Annotated in this window: 15 protein-coding genes; 2 read left to right on the forward strand and 13 right to left on the reverse strand. The window is 65.2% G+C overall.

The genetic code is table 11. The annotated features are described in order from the left end of the window. Window positions 1-192: 192 nt before the first annotated feature. The 7 genes from lpdA to purB all read right to left on the reverse strand — a co-directional run bounded on the left by lpdA (window position 193) and on the right by purB (window position 11,142). Window positions 193-1,629, reverse strand: a complete 1,437-nt coding sequence (gene lpdA / locus AB4Y98_RS10520) for a dihydrolipoyl dehydrogenase (protein WP_032951934.1) — start codon at window positions 1,627-1,629, stop codon at window positions 193-195. A 63-nt stretch (window positions 1,630-1,692) separates the two neighbouring features. Next, a complete protein-coding gene (gene sucB / locus AB4Y98_RS10525; RefSeq protein WP_099821127.1) occupies window positions 1,693-2,892 on the reverse strand; it encodes a dihydrolipoyllysine-residue succinyltransferase in 1,200 nt (399 codons plus the stop codon). Window positions 2,893-2,931: 39 nt separating this feature from the next. Beyond that, a complete protein-coding gene (locus AB4Y98_RS10530) occupies window positions 2,932-5,763 on the reverse strand; it encodes a 2-oxoglutarate dehydrogenase E1 component (RefSeq protein ID WP_312785638.1) in 2,832 nt (943 codons plus the stop codon). Between the two features lie 186 nt (window positions 5,764-5,949). After that, window positions 5,950-6,852, reverse strand: coding sequence for a GNAT family N-acetyltransferase (locus tag AB4Y98_RS10535; RefSeq protein WP_442244315.1), 903 nt, complete (start codon window positions 6,850-6,852; stop codon window positions 5,950-5,952). A 3-nt stretch (window positions 6,853-6,855) separates the two neighbouring features. Next, window positions 6,856-8,253, reverse strand: coding sequence for a ribosomal protein uL16 3-hydroxylase (locus AB4Y98_RS10540; protein ID WP_312112914.1), 1,398 nt, complete (start codon window positions 8,251-8,253; stop codon window positions 6,856-6,858). A gap of 393 nt (window positions 8,254-8,646) precedes the next feature. Then, window positions 8,647-9,312, reverse strand: coding sequence for a T6SS immunity protein Tdi1 domain-containing protein (locus AB4Y98_RS10545; RefSeq protein ID WP_442244316.1), 666 nt, complete (start codon window positions 9,310-9,312; stop codon window positions 8,647-8,649). A 462-nt stretch (window positions 9,313-9,774) separates the two neighbouring features. Then, complete coding sequence (gene purB, locus AB4Y98_RS10550; protein WP_363732695.1) at window positions 9,775-11,142, reverse strand: adenylosuccinate lyase; 1,368 nt, start codon at window positions 11,140-11,142, stop codon at window positions 9,775-9,777. A gap of 236 nt (window positions 11,143-11,378) precedes the next feature. Here purB and AB4Y98_RS10555 point away from each other — a divergent pair, with 236 nt between their 5' ends. After that, window positions 11,379-12,818, forward strand: a complete 1,440-nt coding sequence (locus AB4Y98_RS10555; RefSeq protein WP_394196565.1) for a class II fumarate hydratase — start codon at window positions 11,379-11,381, stop codon at window positions 12,816-12,818. An 81-nt stretch (window positions 12,819-12,899) separates the two neighbouring features. Here AB4Y98_RS10555 and AB4Y98_RS10560 read toward each other — a convergent pair whose 3' ends face one another. From AB4Y98_RS10560 to AB4Y98_RS10585, 6 genes are all read right to left on the reverse strand, one after another. Continuing rightward, entirely contained in the window at window positions 12,900-13,325 is a 426-nt protein-coding gene (locus AB4Y98_RS10560) for a hypothetical protein (protein WP_032951937.1), read from the reverse strand. A 107-nt stretch (window positions 13,326-13,432) separates the two neighbouring features. Further along, a complete protein-coding gene (locus AB4Y98_RS10565) occupies window positions 13,433-14,035 on the reverse strand; it encodes a DUF2884 family protein (RefSeq protein WP_442244317.1) in 603 nt (200 codons plus the stop codon). 30 nt (window positions 14,036-14,065) lie between these two features. Next, window positions 14,066-14,950, reverse strand: coding sequence for a GIN domain-containing protein (locus AB4Y98_RS10570; RefSeq protein ID WP_312108555.1), 885 nt, complete (start codon window positions 14,948-14,950; stop codon window positions 14,066-14,068). A gap of 23 nt (window positions 14,951-14,973) precedes the next feature. Beyond that, window positions 14,974-15,999 (reverse strand): hypothetical protein, encoded by a 1,026-nt coding sequence (locus tag AB4Y98_RS10575; protein WP_025876815.1) that lies wholly within the window; start codon window positions 15,997-15,999, stop codon window positions 14,974-14,976. Further along, complete coding sequence (locus tag AB4Y98_RS10580) at window positions 15,996-16,886, reverse strand: ABC transporter ATP-binding protein (RefSeq protein ID WP_025876817.1); 891 nt, start codon at window positions 16,884-16,886, stop codon at window positions 15,996-15,998. The genes AB4Y98_RS10575 and AB4Y98_RS10580 overlap by 4 nt, the downstream gene beginning before the upstream one ends. Continuing rightward, on the reverse strand, window positions 16,886-17,245 hold the full coding sequence (locus AB4Y98_RS10585) for a GntR family transcriptional regulator (protein WP_012511573.1): 360 nt from the start codon (window positions 17,243-17,245) through the stop codon (window positions 16,886-16,888). The genes AB4Y98_RS10580 and AB4Y98_RS10585 overlap by 1 nt, the downstream gene beginning before the upstream one ends. A gap of 623 nt (window positions 17,246-17,868) precedes the next feature. On the opposite strand from AB4Y98_RS10585, the gene AB4Y98_RS10590 reads away from it, so the two are divergent. Beyond that, window positions 17,869-18,456, forward strand: a complete 588-nt coding sequence (locus AB4Y98_RS10590; RefSeq protein WP_312108552.1) for a glutathione peroxidase — start codon at window positions 17,869-17,871, stop codon at window positions 18,454-18,456. Window positions 18,457-18,544: the final 88 nt, after the last annotated feature.

The following is an 18,544-nucleotide window of genomic DNA, read 5'->3' on the forward strand; positions in this document are numbered from 1 at the left end:
GACCTCAGGCAGAGCCTACCGCACTGGAGGTCGACGCCCGCGTGAGGGCAGGGGTGATCCGCTCGTCTGCCGCGCGCCGGGTGCCAATGGGTCCCGTCCTTGTTCTGGAGTCATCGTGTAACAAAAAACCCCGCCGAGGCGGGGTTTTCAGCATCCAGCGATGCCGGCCAGCGGCCGGCACTGCCCGATGGATCAGTTCGCCTTGTGGATCGCGCGCTTGCTCACGGCCATCGCCGCGTCGTGCACCACTTCCGACAGCGACGGGTGGGCGTGGCAGATGCGCGCCAGGTCGTCGGCCGAACCGCTGAACTCCATGGTCAGCACGCCTTCGTGCACCAGCTCGGACACGTTGGCGCCCACCAGGTGCATGCCCAGGATGCGATCGGTTTCGGCGTGGGCCAGAACCTTCACGAAGCCTGCCGGCTCGATCATCGCCACGGCACGGCCGTTGGCGGCGAACGGGAAGCTGCCGGCCTTGTACGGGATGCCCTCGGCCTTCAGCTGCTGCTCGGTCTTGCCGACCCAGGCCAGCTCCGGCTCGGTGTAGATGACCCACGGAATGGTGTCGAAGTTGACGTGGCCCGGCAGGCCGGCGATCAGTTCGGCAACCGCGATGCCTTCCTCGAAGCCCTTGTGCGCCAGCATCGGGCCGCGCACGCAGTCACCGACCGCCCAGACGCCGTTGACGCCGGTGTGGCAGTGCGCGTCGACTTCGATCTGGCCACGCTCGTTGATCTTGACGCCGGTACCTTCGGCCAGCAGGCCCTTGGTGGCGGCGCGACGGCCGACGGCCACCAGCAGCTTGTCCACGACCAGCGACTTCTCGCCTTCGGCGTCGGTGTAGGTCAGGGCGACTTCCTTCTTCTTGCCCTTGCCGGTCACTTCGGCCTTGGAGACCTTGGCACCCAGGCGGATGTCCAGGCCCTGCTTCTTGAATTCCTTGGCGGCGGTCTTGGCCACTTCGGTATCGGCCGCAGCCAGGAAGTCCGGCAGCGCTTCCAGGATGGTCACTTCCGAACCCAGGCGCTTCCACACGCTGCCCAGTTCCAGGCCGATCACACCGGCGCCGATCACGGCCAGGCGCGCCGGCACTTCGGTGAAGTCCAGGCCGCCGACGTTGTCGACGATGGTCTCGCCGTCGAACTTGGCGAACGGCAGTTCGATCGAATCCGAACCGGCGGCGATGATGACGTTGGTGCCCTTCAGCTCGACGACCGAGCCGTCATGCTGGGTAACCTTGACCACGTTGCCCGGCTGCAGTTCGCCGAAGCCGTAATAGGCGGCGACCTTGTTGGCCTTGAACAGCATGGCGATGCCGCCGGTGAACTGCTTGACGATCTTGTCCTTGCGGCCAACCATCGCTTCGACGTCCATCTTGGCATCCTTGAAGCTGATGCCGTGGTCGCCAAAGATGTGGCCCATGTTCCAGAACTGGCGCGAGGAATCCAGCAGCGCCTTGGACGGGATGCAGCCCACGCGCAGGCAGGTGCCACCCAGGGCCGGCTTGCCGTCCTTGCCCAGCGCTGCGTCGATGCAGGCGGTCTTCAGGCCAAGCTGGGCCGCGCGGATGGCAGCGTGGTAACCGGCCGGGCCGGCACCGATGACGACGACGTCGAATTGTTCAGCCATTGAAATAGTCCTTGTTGCATTACCAGAACCCCTCCGCGCAGGCGCGGAGGGGCGGGAGGTCTCTTACAGGCCGAACAGCATGCGGCCCGGGTTTTCCAGCTGGTTCTTGATGTCCACCAGGAACTGCACCGAGTCCTTGCCGTCGATGATGCGGTGATCGTAGGACAGCGCCAGGTACATCATCGGCGCGATCACGACCTGGCCGTTCTGGGCGATCGGACGCTCCTTGATGGCGTGCATGCCCAGGATGGCGCTCTGCGGCGGGTTGATGATCGGGGTCGACAGCAGCGAACCGAAGGTGCCGCCGTTGGTCACGGTGAAGGTGCCGCCCTGCAGTTCTTCCAGGCTCAGCTTGCCGTCACGAGCCTTCTTGGCGTAGTCGGCGATGGTCTTTTCGATGTCGGCGAACGACATGCGCTCGACGTTGCGCAGCACCGGCGTGACCAGGCCCTTCTCGGTCGACACGGCGATCGAGATGTCCGAGTAGCCGTGGTAGATGATGTCGTCGCCGTCGATGGAGGCATTGACCAGCGGGAAGCGCTGCAGCGCGTTGGCGGCGGCCTTCACGAAGAAGCTCATGAAGCCGAGCTTGATGCCGTGGGCCTTGACGAACTCGTCCTGCAGTTCCTTGCGCGCCGCCGACACCTTGGACAGGTCGACTTCGTTGAAGGTGGTCAGCATGGCGGTGGAGTTCTTCGACTCCATCAGGCGCTCGGCGATGCGCTTGCGGATGCGGGTCATCGGCACGCGTTCTTCCGGACGTGCGCCACCGGCCTTGCCGGCGCCACCGTTGCGGGCGAAGTTGACGATGTCTTCCTTGGTGACGGCGCCACGACGGCCGGTGCCGTCGACGTCGGCCGGGTTCACGCCTTCGGTGATGGCGCTGAAGCGGGCGCCCGGCGGCAGCGCGTCGGCAGCCGACTTGGCAGCCGGGGCCGGGGCAGCGGCGGCGGCCGGAGCAGCAGCGGCCGGAGCGGCCTCAGCCTTCTTCTCTTCGGCAGCCGGGGCCGGTGCAGCAGCCACGGCGCCTTCTTCGATGATCGCCACGACCTGGCTGGAAGTGACGGTGTCGCCTTCCTTGAACTTGATTTCCTTGATCACGCCATCGACCGGCGACGGCACTTCCAGGACGACCTTGTCGGTTTCCAGGTCAAGCAGGTTTTCGTCGCGCTTGACGGCGTCGCCCACCTTCTTGTGCCAGGTGGCGATGGTGCCGTCGGCGACGGATTCGGGCAGTACCGGGGCTTTGACTTCGGTGGCCATGCGGGAGCTTCCTGGTTTGTCTTCTAAATAGGGGGAGAGTTATTCAGCGAACGAGTCGTTGAACGGGTTGACCAGTGCATCGGCGACCAGCTGCTGCTGTTCGCGGACGTGGTCAGCCATGTGACCGGCAGCCGGCGAAGCCGAACGTGCGCGACCGGCGTAGTGCAGGCTCTGGCCATCGGCCAGGCAGAACTGCAGGTGGTGGCGGATCTGGTACCACGCGCCCTGGTTCTGCGGTTCTTCCTGCGTCCACACCACGTCGGTGGCCTTGCCGTACTTCTTCAGTTCGGCAGCCAGCAGCGCACGCGGGAACGGATACAGCTGCTCCACGCGGATGATCGCCACGTCGTCCTGGCCACGCTTGGTCTGGTCTTCCAGCAGGTCGTAGTAGACCTTGCCCGAGCACAGCACCACGCGCTTGACCTTCTTGGCATCTGCATTGGCATCGCCGATCAGGTGCTGGAACTCGCCATTGGCCAGCTCGTCCAGGGTCGACACGGCCAGCTTGTGGCGCAGCAGCGACTTGGGCGACATCACCACCAGCGGCTTGCGGGTGGTCAGGTGCTGCTGGCGACGCAGCATGTGGAAGGCCTGCGCCGGGGTCGACGGCACCACCACCAGCATGTTCTCCAGCGCGCACAGCTGCAGGAAGCGCTCCAGGCGCGCCGAGCTGTGTTCCGGGCCCTGACCTTCATAGCCATGCGGCAGCAGCAGGGTCAGGCCGGAGATGCGGCCCCACTTTGCTTCGCCGGCGGCGATGAACTGATCGATCACTACCTGGGCGCCGTTGGCGAAGTCGCCGAACTGGCCTTCCCAGATGCACAGGGTGTTCGGATCGGTGGTCGAGAAACCGTACTCGTAGGCCATCACCGCTTCTTCGCTGAGCAGCGAATCGATGACGGTGGCCTTCTCCGGAGAATCCACCAGCTGCCGCAGCGGCAGGTAGTAGTTGTCGGTCTTCTGGTCGTGCAGGATCGCGTGGCGGTGGGTGAACGTACCGCGGCCGACGTCCTGGCCGACCAAGCGCAGCGCACTGCCTTCATCCAGCAGGGTGGCGTAGGCCAGGTTCTCGGCAAAGCCCCAGTCGCCCGGGATCTCGCCGGCAGCCATCTTGCGGCGGTCGTCGTACACCTTTGACACGCGCGAGTGCAGCTGCACTTCTTCGGGCACGGTGTTGATCAGCTTGGCCAGCGCGACCAGCTTGTCCTTGTCGACCTTCGTCGACACCGGATCGGACAGCTTGCCTTCCAGCAGCTTCGGCCAATCAACGAACAGCGGGCTGGTCGGCGGGGTCTTTTCGACCTTGGCCAGCTCCGTGGTCACTTCACCTGCATCGAGCTTCTCGCGGTACGCGTCGACCATCGCCTTGCCGGCGCCGGCGGCGATCACGCCTGCCTTTTCCAGCTGCTCGGCATACATCTCGCGGGTGGTGGCGTGCTTGCGGATCACCTGGTACATCAGCGGCTGGGTGATCGCCGGCTCGTCGGCCTCGTTGTGGCCCCAACGGCGGTAGCACATCAGGTCGATGACCACGTCCTTGGCGAACTTCTGGCGGAACTCGAAGGCCAGCTGCGCGGCGAACACCACCGCTTCGGGATCATCGCCGTTCACGTGCAGCACCGGGGCGGCGATCATCTTCGCCACGTCGGTGGCATAGCGCGTGGAGCGCGTGTCCTGCGGATTGGAGGTGGTGAAGCCGACCTGGTTGTTGACCACGATGTGCACGGTGCCGCCAACGGCGAAGCCGCGGGCCTGCGACATCTGGAACAGCTCCATGACCACGCCCTGGCCGGAGAACGCCGCGTCGCCGTGGATCAGGATCGGCATCACCTGCTTGCGTGCGGTGTCCTTGCGGCGTTCCTGGCGCGAACGCACCGAGCCGGCAACCACCGGATCGGCGATTTCCAGGTGCGACGGGTTGAATGCCAGGGCCAGATGCACCGGGCCACCCTCGGTGGCCACGTCGGCGGAGAAGCCCATGTGGTACTTCACATCGCCGGCCGAGGCGTGCTCGTCGTGCTCGAACTTGCCTTCGAATTCGTCGAACAGCTTGCGCGGGTTCTTGCCGAGGGTGTTGACCAGCACGTTCAGGCGGCCACGATGGGCCATGCCGACCACCACGTCCTTGACGCCATCCTTGCCGGCGCTGCGGATGATGGTGTCCATCATCGGGATCAGCGAGTCGCCGCCTTCCAGCGAGAAGCGCTTCTGGCCGACGTACTTGGTGTGCAGGTAGCGCTCGAGGCCTTCGGCGGCGGTCAGGCGCTCCAGCGTGCGGCGCTGGGTGTCAGCGTCCAGCTGGTAGTTGCCACCGGCCAGTTCCAGCTTCTTGTAGATCCACTGGCGCTGCTCGACCTCGGAGATGTGCATGAACTCCGCACCGATCGAACCGGTGTAGGTCGCCTTCAGGCGCGCCAGCAGGTCACGCAGCTTCATGCGCGGCTGGCCGCCCACGCCGCCGGTGCTGAACTCGCTGTTGAGGTCGGCATCGGACAGGTTGTGGAAGGGCAGGCCGAGGTCCGGGGTGTTGACCGGAGCGGCCAGGCCCAGCGGGTCCAGGCGGGCGTCCAGATGACCACGCGAACGGTAGGCGGTGATCAGGCGACCGACATTGCGCTCGCGCTCATCGCCTGCACCGGTGCCGGTGCCTGCTTTCAGCGCATCCTTGGCCGCGTCCGCGATGTGGGAAATGACGGCCGAGTGCGGAATGTCGCCTGCTTCGCGGCCCTTGAAGCCGTCAAAGTAGGTTTTCCATTTGGGATCGACACTATCCGGGGAGACCAGGTACTGCTCGTACAGGTCCTCGACATAGGAGGCGTTGCCGCCGGCGAGTTGCGAAGATTGCGCAAACTGCTTCAGTTGATTGTCCACGATGGAGGGTGCTGATTCGCTTTGTGGGGTATGGCTTCAGAAGGACCCGGCACGAAGATGAATAGCCATGCACGGGCGCGTTCAAACGGCCAAATTGTACCCCCATCCGGACACGAAGGGGCAGCGACGAGGGCATCGGGCGTCCCCCGGTCTCGGTCCCAGACAGGTTGAGCGCACCGGTCGCGGTCAGATGCCGAGTGCGCGCAATTCGCTGCATTCGCGCGAACGGTCCCAGACACGCTGCAATTGCTGCTCGAACGGCTGCGAACGTGCCGGCAGCGCGATTGCCGATTCGCCGTCGAGGCGATGGCCGATGAGACGAAAGTAGAAGTCGCCTGCATCGTTGAGCAGGCAGGCCGAGGCCAGGGCGCGATCGATGGGGTCTGCGACCTCGCGGAACTGGATCACACTGGGCAGGCGCTGGAACAGCGCCAGCAGCGGCGCACCGGCGCTGGCGATGGCTGCGGCGTCATGCACGATCACCCGCAGCTGCTTGTCGTGGCGGGCGGTGACGAAGCGGCGCAGGGCTGCCTGTACCGGTGGCGCGTCCAGCAGGCCGGGGTCCAGCTGCCGGCTGTGCAGCCACAAGCGACGGCGGGCGCGGTGGATGATCGCCGTGGTGATCGCCACCGCTTCAGCGCGGCTGTCGATGGCGGAAACGGCCTGCAGCCGGCGCCGCATCTGCTGGTGGCCAATGCCGGCCTCTTCGAATTCGGGGCCTTCCTGAAGGAAGCCCTGGCGGGCGTAGAAGTCGCGTGCCGGCAGCTGCGCATGCAGGTGCAGCTCGGCCAGGCCGAGCTGGCGCCCGGCCTGCACCAGTGCCTCAAGCAGGGCCTCGCCAATGCCGTGGCCGCGATACGCCGCCAGCACCGCCATGCGGCCGATGCGGCCATCCGGCGCCAGCCGCCCGGTGCCGACCGGATGCCCGTCGGCATCCAGCGCCAGCACGTGGGCACAGACCGGGTCCAGGGCATCGCGCTCCAGGGCGGCGTCGATGCCCTGTTCCTGCACGAACACCCGCTGGCGCACGTCGTGGATGGCGACGTGGGCCTCGGCGTGACTGACCTGCTGGACCCGCAGCGGGCTCATGGCTCAGCCGCGGCCGGCGTCGCTGTCGTCTTCGTCGTGGTCATCGAAGTTGACGATCACTTCAATACCGTCGTCGTGCACGGTCACCAGATGGACGTCATCGGACATCGAGTCAGCCTCGATCACCTCGACCTGCTCGTGGCCCTCGATCACTTCACCCAGCACCTCTTCCTCCTCGTCGGCGTACACCTCGTTCGGATCGATCAGCTGGAACACGCCGCCGACCAGCAACTGCTGGACCACCGCACGGCCCTTGTCGGACAGACTGCGGTAGGCGGCGGCGTCGAGCTGCTCGGCACCTGCCAGGCGCTGCGCGTCCTTCACCGGCAGGGCGAAATCCTGGCCGCTGACATACAGGCTGGCACCGCGCTTGGCCCGGCGCCAAGCCAGGCGCGCCCACGGGTGTCGCTGCAGCAGCAGACCCGACTGCAGGGCCTCCAGCACTTCTTCCTGCGGCGGCGCGGCCTGGTGGGCCATCACCTCGCCGGCGGCGCGGTAGGTGGTGATGAAGCGGCCGAACCAGTCACCCAGCTTGTCCGGATCGTTCATGCGGATGGCGTTGAGCGCGGTGATCACCCGCGCCATCGCCACGGTGTCGATCTCGTTCGGGTCGGCCGGTGCCTTCAGGTCGGCGTCCTGGTAGCGGATGTTCTCGTCGGCGTCGGCGATCAACGTGTCCAGATAGTCACTGATCAGCTCGGCCGAAGACGGTGCACGCATGCCGAACGAGAACGTCAGGCACGGGTCTTCGGCAACGCCGTGATGCGGCACGTTCGGCGGCAGGTACAGCATGTCGCCCGGCGCCAGCACCCAGTCGTGGGTCGGCTTGAATACTTCCAGCAGCTTCAGTTCCACGTCGGGGCGGAAGCCCAGCGGCGGGCGCTTGCCCTTGATCGATTCACTGGCATCGATCTGCCAGCGGCGGTGGCCGTGGGCCTGCAGCAGGAACACGTCGTACTGGTCGACATGGGCACCGACCGAGCCACCGGTAGCGGCGAAGCTGATCATCACATCGTCCATGCGCCAGCGCGGCAGGAAGCTGAAGTGTTCGATCAGGGCGCGCACGTCCTTGTCCCATTTGTCCACGTCCTGCACCAGCAGGGTCCAGTCGTGGTCGGGCAGGGCGGGGAAGATGTCTTCCTGGAACGGGCCGCTGCGCACGCGCCAGCTGTCCTGGGCCTTGTCGTGCTCGATCAGGCGGGCCAGCACGCCCTCTTCGCAGGCCAGGCCGGCCAGGTCTTCCGGCTGCACCGGGGTCTGGAAATCCGGGAAGGCATTGCGGATCAGCAGCGGGCGTTTCTGCCAGAAGTCACGCAGGAAGGTGGCCGGTGCCATGCCCAGCGGCTGGCCGCGGCGGGCGGTGACTTCGATCAGGGGGGAGGAGGACTTGCGGGCGGCCATGGGGGAGTTCCTTGCAGCGGAAAGCGGGAGGGGCGGCGTGGCGGGCCGCCAAGGGCTCCATTGTCCGACGTTCGATGGGATTGCGCACGTGTGCTGGTTTGTCGCGGGGTGTCCGGCCAACGGCGGAGCCCCTCGTGGCGGGTCTGGGTTGGTCGCTGAAAGCAAAAGCCGCGCTTGGCCGGGCGGGTGGGCTGCGCGGGGGACGCTGCAAGTACGTCCCTGTAAGCTTGGCCGCCGCATCCATGCGGCGGACACCCCTGCTTTTGCCATTGCGAAAAGCAGCCCGGCGTAGGCTTAGGGCTACAGGATCAGACACAGGTCGCAGAAACTACCTGGAAGTATCAAGACCCGGAGGAGATCTGTAGTTGTCGATCTGAAGATCGCCGTGTGATTTCAACTGAATGATCTGACAAGCGCCCGGGTTCCATACGATGAATACTCGTATAAGGAGAAGTCCTGTGTCTGGCACAGGATCCCTAAATGCTCAATGGCCTCGACCTTCTTCAGATTCTCGATGGTGTTCTCCCCACCCATTGAAAGCAGTGGCTGGAATCCATAGCATTCACCGATCTCTAAGGGCCCAAGCTTCTTCCGTGCTCTGGAGAATAGCCGTCTGTCATCTTTGTCGTAAGCATCGATATCCTCTGCGTCGAGCATAAATGGGATCTCGATGGCATGTTCAAGATGCATTCCGGCATCTGTATCTCGTGCAGAGGTCTCACACATCACTGAGCCATGCATAAGTTCTATCTCTCCGATGCCGAAGACTTCGTGATAGAAGAAAATATTGCCGAACGCACTATGGCAAAACGCATGGCAATTCGTACTGTTGAATTGCTCGTCGTGGTCGAACACTGCATCCAGAATGCCTTCGAAACTCCTGGGGTGGCATGTCTGGAGCTGGCCTTGCAGTGTGAAGAAAAAGCCCAGCTTAGCGAAGAGTTCGCGGAGTTGATCAGGAAGGGATGTTGGAAGTGAATTCCACTCGTCGCGGGTGAGCGAGCGACACAGCTTTGGGTGTCCATGCTCGTTGACGATGTAGTCAATTAGTTTACTCATTTCTGATCTGCAGTTTGGCCTTCGAATCTGCGGCGCGAATACGTCATCTGCCGGACTTGTTGATGGTCGAACGTATCAGGCAATACCGACGTTGGCCCGTTTTCAGAAACGGTCCCTCCGGCCTGCCTTGTCCCGGTGTGCGGCATGAAATGAGGATGGGAGCCAGAAACGACAAAAGGGACGCGGTGAAGCCGCGTCCCTCTTTCAAATTCCGTCCCGACAACCCAACGCTCTTCGATCCGTCACCGGACAACTGTCAGAGGTGGGGCGGGATGGGGTCGCGGGGGTGTCAGCCGCATGGATGCGGCTGCCAAGCCTCCACGGACGGATTCACGGCGTCCCCCGCGAACCCAACCCGCCCCGCCAAGCGCGACATAACCCAGAGCCGCCTTTGACGTTGCTGTTGCCGTTGCTGTTGCCTGCCGCAGGCAGCGCCCGCGGCCGCCGCCGCAAGGAAAACCCTTAAATCTTCTTCGCCAGCGACTCGGCCAGGCCGGTGTAGCTGCCCGGGGTCATCTCCAGCAGACGCTGCTTGGCATCGGCCGGCAGCTCCAGACCGTGCACGAAGGTGCGCATCGACTCGGCCGTGATGCCCTGGCCACGGGTGAGCGCCTTCAGCTGCTCGTACGGGTTCGGCAGCCCATGGCGGCGCATCACCGTCTGCACGGCCTCGGCCAGCACTTCCCACGCCGCATCCAGATCGGCGTCCAGGCGCTGTGGGTTCACTTCCAGCTTGCCCAGGCCCTTGGCCAGCGAATCCAGCGCCACCTGGCTGTGACCGAACGCGGTGCCCAGCGCGCGCAGCACGGTGGAATCGGTCAGGTCACGCTGCCAGCGGCTGATCGGCAGCTTCGCGCTGAAATGCTCGAACAGCGCGTTGGCGATGCCGAAGTTGCCTTCGGCGTTCTCGAAATCGATCGGGTTGACCTTGTGCGGCATCGTCGACGAACCGACTTCGCCTTCCTTCAGGCGCTGCTTGAAATAGCCCAGCGAGACGTAGCCCCAGATGTCGCGGGCCAGGTCGATCAGGATGATGTTGGCGCGGCGGGCGGCATCACCGATCTCGGCGATGTTGTCGTGCGGTTCGATCTGGGTGGTGTACGGGTTGAACACCAGGCCCAGCCCGGTCACGAAGCGCTCGGCGAAGGCCGGCCAGTCCACGTCCGGGTAGCTGGCGACGTGGGCATTGTAGTTGCCGACCGCGCCGTTGATCTTGCCGGTCAGTTCGACCGCGGCGATTTGCCGGCGCTGGCGCTCCAGGCGGGCGACCACATTGGCCAGCTCCTTGCCCAGGGTGGTCGGCGAGGCGGTCTGGCCGTGGGTGCGCGACAGCATCGGCTGGCCGGCCTGGGCGTGGGCCAGGGTGCGCAGTGCGTCGGCGACGCCGTCCAGGGTCGGCAGCACCACTTCGCGACGGGCTTGTTCCAGCATCAGGCCGTAGCTGAGGTTGTTGATGTCTTCGCTGGTGCAGGCGAAATGCACGAACTCCAGCGCCGGTGCCAGCTCGGCATCGTCCTTCAGCTGTTCCTTGATGAAGTACTCCACCGCCTTGACGTCATGGTTGGTGGTGCGCTCGATTTCCTTCACGCGCGCGGCCTGGGCCGGGCTGAAGCCGCTGGCCAGCGCACGCAGGCGGACGATGGCGGCGTCGGAGAACGCGGCCAGCTCTACGATGCCCGGCTCGGCGGCCAGGGCCAGCAGCCACTCCACTTCGACCGTGACACGGGCCTTGATCAGGCCGTACTCGGAGAAGATCGGGCGCAGGGCGTCGACCTTGCCGGCATAGCGGCCATCGAGCGGGGACAGGGCGAGCAGGGCGGATTCGGACATGTCGGCAGGGCTGGGACGAGCGGCGGGGGCCATATTCTACGACGTGCCGGTGAGGTAGTGCCGGCCGCTGGCCGGCAACCCATGGAATCGCGGGCCCCGCGGGGATGCCGGCCAGCGGCCAGCACTACCGAGCATCGGACAAGGGAGTATCGTTGTCGCAGCCGCCAGCCTGGGAAGCGACACCCTGCCAGCCGCCGCTTCCCTTTCCCCAACCGAAGTAGTGCGGAGTTGATGCAATGAGCAAAGCTGCAAGCAAGAGCGTCCCCAAGGGTTTCCGGATCGAGCACGACAGCATGGGCGAGCTGCAGGTGCCTGCCGACGCCCTGTGGGGCGCGCAGACCCAGCGCGCTGTACAGAATTTCCCGGTGTCGGGCCAGCGCATGCCGCGCGGCTTCATCCGTGCACTGGGCCTGGTCAAGGGAGCCGCCGCCGGCGTCAACGCCGAGCTGGGCCACTTGCCCAAGACCGTGGCCAAGGCCATCCAGTCTGCCGCCGCCGAAGTGGCGGACGGCACGTGGGACGCGCAGTTCCCGATCGACGTCTACCAGACCGGCTCGGGTACGTCCTCGAACATGAATGCCAACGAGGTCATCGCCACCCTGGCCAATCGCGCCGGCAAGGCCGGCAAGACCACGGTGCACCCGAACGATCACGTCAACCAGGGGCAGAGCTCCAACGATGTGATTCCGACTGCGCTGCGCGTGTCGGCCGTGCTGGCCACCCATGAGCAGCTGCTGCCGGCGCTGGTGCACCTGCGCAGGACGCTGGACAAGAAGGGCCGCAGCCTGCGCAAGGTGGTCAAGACCGGCCGCACCCATCTGATGGATGCGATGCCGCTGACCTTCGAACAGGAATTCGGTGCATGGTCGGCGCAGCTGGCCTCGGCGCAGGAGCGCATCGAGGACAGCCTCAAGCGCGTGCGCCGCCTGCCGCTCGGCGGTACCGCCATCGGCACCGGCATCAATGCCGACCCGCGCTTTGGTGCACAGGTTGCCAAGGCGCTGAAGCAGCAGACCGGCTTCAAGTTCGACAGCGCCGAGAACAAGTTCGAAGGGCTGGCCGCGCAGGACGATGCGGTGGAACTGTCGGGCCAGCTCAATGCGCTGGCGGTAGCCCTGATCAAGATCGCCAACGACCTGCGCTGGATGAACGCCGGCCCGCTGGCGGGCCTGGGCGAGATTGAACTGCCGGCACTGCAGCCGGGGTCCTCGATCATGCCGGGCAAGGTCAATCCGGTGATCCCGGAGGCGACGGTGATGGCCTGCGCGCAGGTGATCGGCCACCACACGGCGATCACCGTGGCCGGCCAGACCGGCAACTTCCAGCTCAACGTGACGCTGCCGCTGATCGCGGTGAACCTGCTCGATGGCATCGGCCTGCTGGCCAATGTGTCGACCCTGCTGGCCGACAGCGCCATCGCCGGCCTGAAGGTGCGCGAGGACCGTGTGGCCGAGGCGCTGGCGCGCAATCCGATCCTGGTGACAGCGCTGAACCCGATCATCGGTTACGAGAAGGCCGCAGCGATTGCCAAGCGCGCCTACAAGGAGCAGCGCCCGGTGCTGGACGTGGCGCTGGAAGACAGCGGCCTGGCCGAAGCCGAGCTGCGCCGCCTGCTGGATCCGGCCGCGTTGACGGCCGGTGGCATCCAGGCCGGTGGCGGTGGTGCCGGCGGCTGATCGAGCGGTGTGCGGGCCGAGGTCCGCAGCCACCACAGGCGAGAAGGAAGAACGCCGCCCGGGAGGGCGGCGTTGTTCGTTTCAGCGACGGTCGGCGACGATGTTGCCGAAAGTCTCGGTGTAATCCTTGAACTCGGGAATGGTCTGCACCAGGTCCGGCGGAATCACCTGCATGCCCTCCGGCGGCACGATCTTCACCGGCTGCATGTTGGGGTCGGCCGGTGCGGCCACCAGCGTGTTCTGGCGCAGCACCTGCAGCTTGCCGAACATCGTCTGCAGCATCTGCTTCTGTTCGGCGTTGAGCGGGATCAGGATCTCGTCGATCTTCATCTGCCCGTCCGGCAGGATGATGATGTTCGGTGCCGGCTGGCGGCGAACGGTCACGATGCTCTCGCTGACCGAGATCTTGGGTTTGCCACGCTCGGCGCGGTGGTTGCGGTAGTCCTGGTCACAGCCGACCAGGCCCAGGCAGAGCAGGGCGGCCAGCAGCAGAAACAGCTTTTTCATGGCGGTTCGATGAAGTGCATCCGGGGCCGCCATTGTAAGCCCGCCGGGGCGCAGCGGCCGGCAACGCAGGTGCGCGGCCGGCCGGGTGCGCTGATCTGTCACAGGGGTCAGCGGTTGACGACGGTGTCCTTGCCGCAGTCGTCCACATCGCTCTGGTCCATCGTGGCGTAGGGCTTGAACGCCGGCAGCGAGGCGGCCAGGGCCTGCTGGCTGGCCAGCATGGCCGGCATGCGGTCGCAGATGCGCTTGGCCTGCGCCTCGATCTTGGCGGCCTCGGCGTTGATCCGTTTCTCGATGCCTTCGCTGTCACCGCTGAAGATGCCCTTCAGTGCTTCACCGGCGGCGTTGGCGCCGAGCTTTGCGCCTGCCAGGCCGACATCCATGCCGTCCATCGCCACCGCCACCACGTGGCTGCGGTAATCAAGCAGCTGGCGACGCTGGCCATCGTCCAGCGCCACCTGCTTGCCACCGATCAGCAGCTGTCCCTGCGGGGTGATCTCCGCGCGCGGCTGGTTGTCGGCCGAGATCTTGATGTTGCCTTCGGCGATTTCCCTGCGGGCGTCATCCATCGCTTCCTTGACGGTCTGGCCGACGCCGCCCGCGGTCTCGGCCACCGCCTTGCCGGCGGTCTTGTCGGGGCTGGACGTGTCGCCACAGGCGATCAACGGCAGGCACAGCAGGGCAGCAGGCAGCAGGCGCAGCAGGTTCATGGCATTCCCCTCGTATCGGATGGTTGGGCGTTACTTGCCGCGCGGCAGGGTGATGGTGCCGGACACGTTGCGATGCTGGACATCGCCGCTGCCGCTGTGCTCGACGGTGAGGTTGCCGCGCACGCCGTCGACATCGATGTCGCCCGAGCCGTGGCTGCGCACGCGGACGTTGCCGCCGACCTGCTCGATATCGACGTTGCCGGAGCCGACCACGCCGACCTCGACGTTGCCCTGCACTTGCTTGAAGCCGATGTCGCCCGAACCGACGGTATCCAGCCGTGCGTTGCCACGCACGTCGGTCACCTTCAGGTCACCGGAGCCGACGGTGCCGACGCTGGCATCACCGCCGATGTTGCGGGCGTTGACGTCGCCCGAACCCAGCGAGAGCAGGTTGAACGATGCGGCACCATCGACGTCCAGGTCGCCCGAACCCACGGCGGCGTGCACGCTGCCACGGGTCCCGCGGGCGATGCCATCACCGGAGCCCACGTCCATGCTCAGCGACTGTGCGTTCTCGATGCTGCCATCGCCCGAGCCGATCTTGAACTGCAGCGGCAGGTTGTCCGGCACGCTGCCACGGATGTCCAGCCAGGCATAGCTGTTGCCCATCGACAGCGCGTCGCGGTTGTCGCGGCGCAGGCTCACCACCAGCTTGTCGCCCACGCGGCGCTGGTCCAGCACGAGCTGGTCCAGCCAGTCCTTGTTGGACGCGCAGGCGCGGCCTTCGAGCTGGCCGCCACCCGCGCTGGCAACCACCTTCAGGTCATGCTGGTTGATCTCGAACACCACCGCTTTGGCACCGGCCGCGTCGATCTTCAACGCGCGCGGCGCGGAGAATTTGCAGTTCGGTGCATCGGCGGCCAGCGCCGACAGCGGCAACAGCAACAGTGCAGTACAGGCAATCAAGGAACGCATGGGTGGTGCCTCCAGGTTGACGATCAGATTTCGCCAGCGCGCTTGCGCAGGCGGATGGCAATGAAGATGAAGGCTACGCCGAAGGCCGCGCCGATCCACAGGTCGGGCATCGCCAGCGACTTGAGCTGGGCAGAGGGCGCCATCAGCGCCACGATCGAGTCCAGATCCTGCCTGGATTCGCCGCCACCGGCGCGGTACAGCAGATCCATTCCCGGCATCGCACCCAGCAGCAGACGGCCGACGATGTGTTGCCAGAACCAGCCGGTGGTCAGGTCGAACAGGTGCATCAGCTTGGTGGTGCTGACGATGATGCCGGCGAACAGCGGCAGCATCACCGCCCAAAGGAACGGCTTGCTCCGTGCCCAGGCCGAGCACAGCAGCAGCCAGCCCGCAGTGGGCAGCGCCCACAGGGCGTACACCGGGATGGACACGAACATGCCCATGACCAGGCTCATCGGATTGGCAGGTCCCACGATCAGCTGCATCGCATCGCCGCCGTGGGAGACCACCACCAGGCACAGTATCAGCATGAAAACGAGCAGGGTCAGGCTGGAAGCGATGATGGCGATGAGCGGTGCGACGATCAGTGCACTGAGCACCTTGGACAGTACGGTCTGGGTGTCCGACAGCGGCAGCGACTTCCAGAACAGGATGCTGCGGTCGCGGCGATCGTCATACAGGGCGCCCAGGCAATAGAAGAACACCACAAAGGCAAGCACGATCAGTGGCCAGGACGAGGTCAATACCATCGCCAGGTCCAGGCCGTTGCCCAGGTCGGCCATGTCCTTGGCGCTGATGTCGCGGGTCAGCACGGCCAGATCCAGGCCGTTGATGTTCACGCTCTCGCCGTCGATGTGCAGGCCGCCGTCGCGGGCGGCACGATGCAGGGCGAACAGGCCCAGGCCGATGCCGATGCCGCTCATCAGCAGCGAGACGATGCCGGCGATCACGGGGGCGTACAGGAAACCACCGCGGTTTTCCCAGTATTCGCGCTTGAGCAGCCAGCGCAGGGTGCCTGCGGGGCTGACAGGATGGTTGACGGCATTCATGCGTAGGTCCCCTTCATGACAGCGACGAACAGATCGGCAAGGCCGGCGTTGCGGGTTTCACCCAGGCTGGCCAGCTGGCTGCGTGGCACCCCGTCGAACAGCAGGACGGTCTTGCCGAAGGCTTGGCTGCGCTCGTCGATGGGCTTCAGTGCGCGGGCGGTTTCAAGCTGGTCGGCACCGACCAGCAGTTCGGTATAGCGCTCGCCGACCTCGTCCATTTCCGCATTGAGCACGATGCGACCATCGCGGATGAACATCACGTCGGTGAGGATGTGTTCGATCTCTTCCACCTGGTGGGTAGTGACGATGATCGTCTTCTGCTCGTCGAAGTAGTCTTCCAGCAGGCGCTGGTAGAACTCCTTGCGGTACAGGATGTCCAGGCCGAGCGTGGGTTCGTCCAGCACCAGCACCTTGGCGTCGATGGCCATCACCAGGGCCAGGTGCAGCTGCACGATCATGCCCTTGGACAGTTCACGCACGCGCTGCTTGGGCTGCAGCTTGGTGTTGGCCAGGAAGCGTTCGCAACGGGCGCGATCGAAGCGGGGGTGCACGCCGGCGACGAAGTCGATCGCCTCACGCACCTTCAGCCAGCGCGGCAGCACGGCGACATCGGCGATGAAGCAGATGTCGTTCATCAGATCGTCGCGGTGCACGCGCGGGTCACGGCCGAGCACGCTCAGCTCGCCTTCCACCGAGGTCAGGCCGAGCACCGCCTTCAGCGCGGTGGTCTTGCCGGCACCATTGGGGCCGATCAGGCCGATGATGCGGCCCGCCGGAATGGAGAAGCTGGCGTTGTCGAGCGCGAGCGTGTTCTTGTAAGCCTTGCGAAGGCCACGGGCGGTAATGACAGCGTCGCTTGGCACAGCGGTAGTGGGACTGGCATTCATCAGAATTTCCCCTGGGGCAACAATTCGTCGAGACTCAGGCCCAGTCGCTGGATGCGTTCCAGTACGGCCGGCCATTCTTCATTGAGGAAGCGTTCGCGCTCGCTGCTGCGCAGCTGCGTGGCCGCCTGTTCGGTCATGAACATGCCCAGCCCGCGGCGCTTCTCGACCAGGCCTTCATCGGCCAGCTCCTGGTAGGCGCGCGAAACGGTGATGGGGTTGAGCTGGTAATCGGCGGCCACCTGGCGCACCGAAGGAAGGGCATCGCCCGGCTTGAGGATTCCGTCAAGCATCATCGCGATCACGCGTTCCTTCAGCTGGCGGTAGATGGGAGCGCCGTCGCTCCACTGGATGTCGCTCATATTCAGCTCCGTGGGGTCAGCGGCTGTGCGAACGAGAAATACGGCATGGACAGGGAGCTGTGCAGCCGACGCGGGGGGGAGGGGGAGGGAGCGGCATTCCCTGCCGTGGTTGCTGCTGCGTCCTGCGTACCGTCTTCGGAGAGGGCGGGGGAGGACGCGGCCGGCGGTGCCGGCATGGCCAGCCAGACCAGCACGAACAGGGTTGATACCGCGGTGACCGCGGGGGCGGCAAGGCTGCGACGCATCCGGCTGTTCATGGTTCCCCCTGTCTCAGGTGACTGGTGTTGTATGCAACTATAACACCGGCACGCCTGTGTGCAAGTCCTGCCCCCACCCAACTGATGGCAGGGGTGGTCATGGCGCTGCAATATTCGTTCAACCGCTTGATATGCATTGAAAAAATGAAACCGCGGAGGCGCGTTTTCTGTCGGCCTCCCATTCAGCCATGTCCATGCTATGTCATCAGCAGCGGGCGGGGACGCACGGCAGGACACTTCCGCCACGCCGTGCAAAGCGCGACAGCGCATGCGCTCCAGAGGCATGCAGACCCCGGTGCTATAGTTCGGCCGATTCCCGGCCGGTCACGGCCGGACCCCTGGAACGGCTACCGCGGAACGTCTCCCATGCCTTTGTCGCCTGCCTCCTCGCGCCGCCTTCGCGGCCTGTCCCTGTTGACCCTGCTGGCCACTGGCCTGGCCACTTCGGCCGGGGCGTTTGCCGCCGATCTGCTGGATCTGTCGTATCGGCCGCTGGCGGGCAAGCAGCAGGTCAACCTGCAGCAGCGCTACCACGGTCAAGTGCTGCTCGTGGTCAATACCGCCAGCAAGTGCGGCTATACCCCCCAGTACGAAGGCCTCGAAGCGTTGCAGAAGCAGTACGCCGGCAAGGGGTTTGCGGTGCTCGGCTTCCCGTCCAACGATTTCAAGGGGCAGGAACCTGGTGATGAAAAGCAGATCCAGGATTTCTGCACGCTTACTTATGGCGTGAAGTTCCCGATGTTCGAAAAGGTGCACGTGACCGGAGCGCAGGCCACGCCGCTGTATCAGCGCTTGACCGCCGCCACCGGCGTGGCGCCGGCGTGGAATTTCCACAAGTATCTGGTCGGACGCGATGGCACGGTCATTGCCCAGTTCGCCAGCAAGGTCACTCCGGATGATCCGCAGCTGAAAGCAGCCATCGACAAGGCGCTTGCAGCACCAGCTGTACATTGAACGCCGGCACGGATGCCTCGACATCGACGGCATGCGTGCGACAATACGTGTTTTCGCGCCGACGTCGGCGTCCAGTCACTTCCAGGAA

This window comes from Stenotrophomonas sp. 2YAF26, from assembly GCF_052114625.1.
Taxonomy (GTDB): domain Bacteria; phylum Pseudomonadota; class Gammaproteobacteria; order Xanthomonadales; family Xanthomonadaceae; genus Stenotrophomonas; species Stenotrophomonas indicatrix.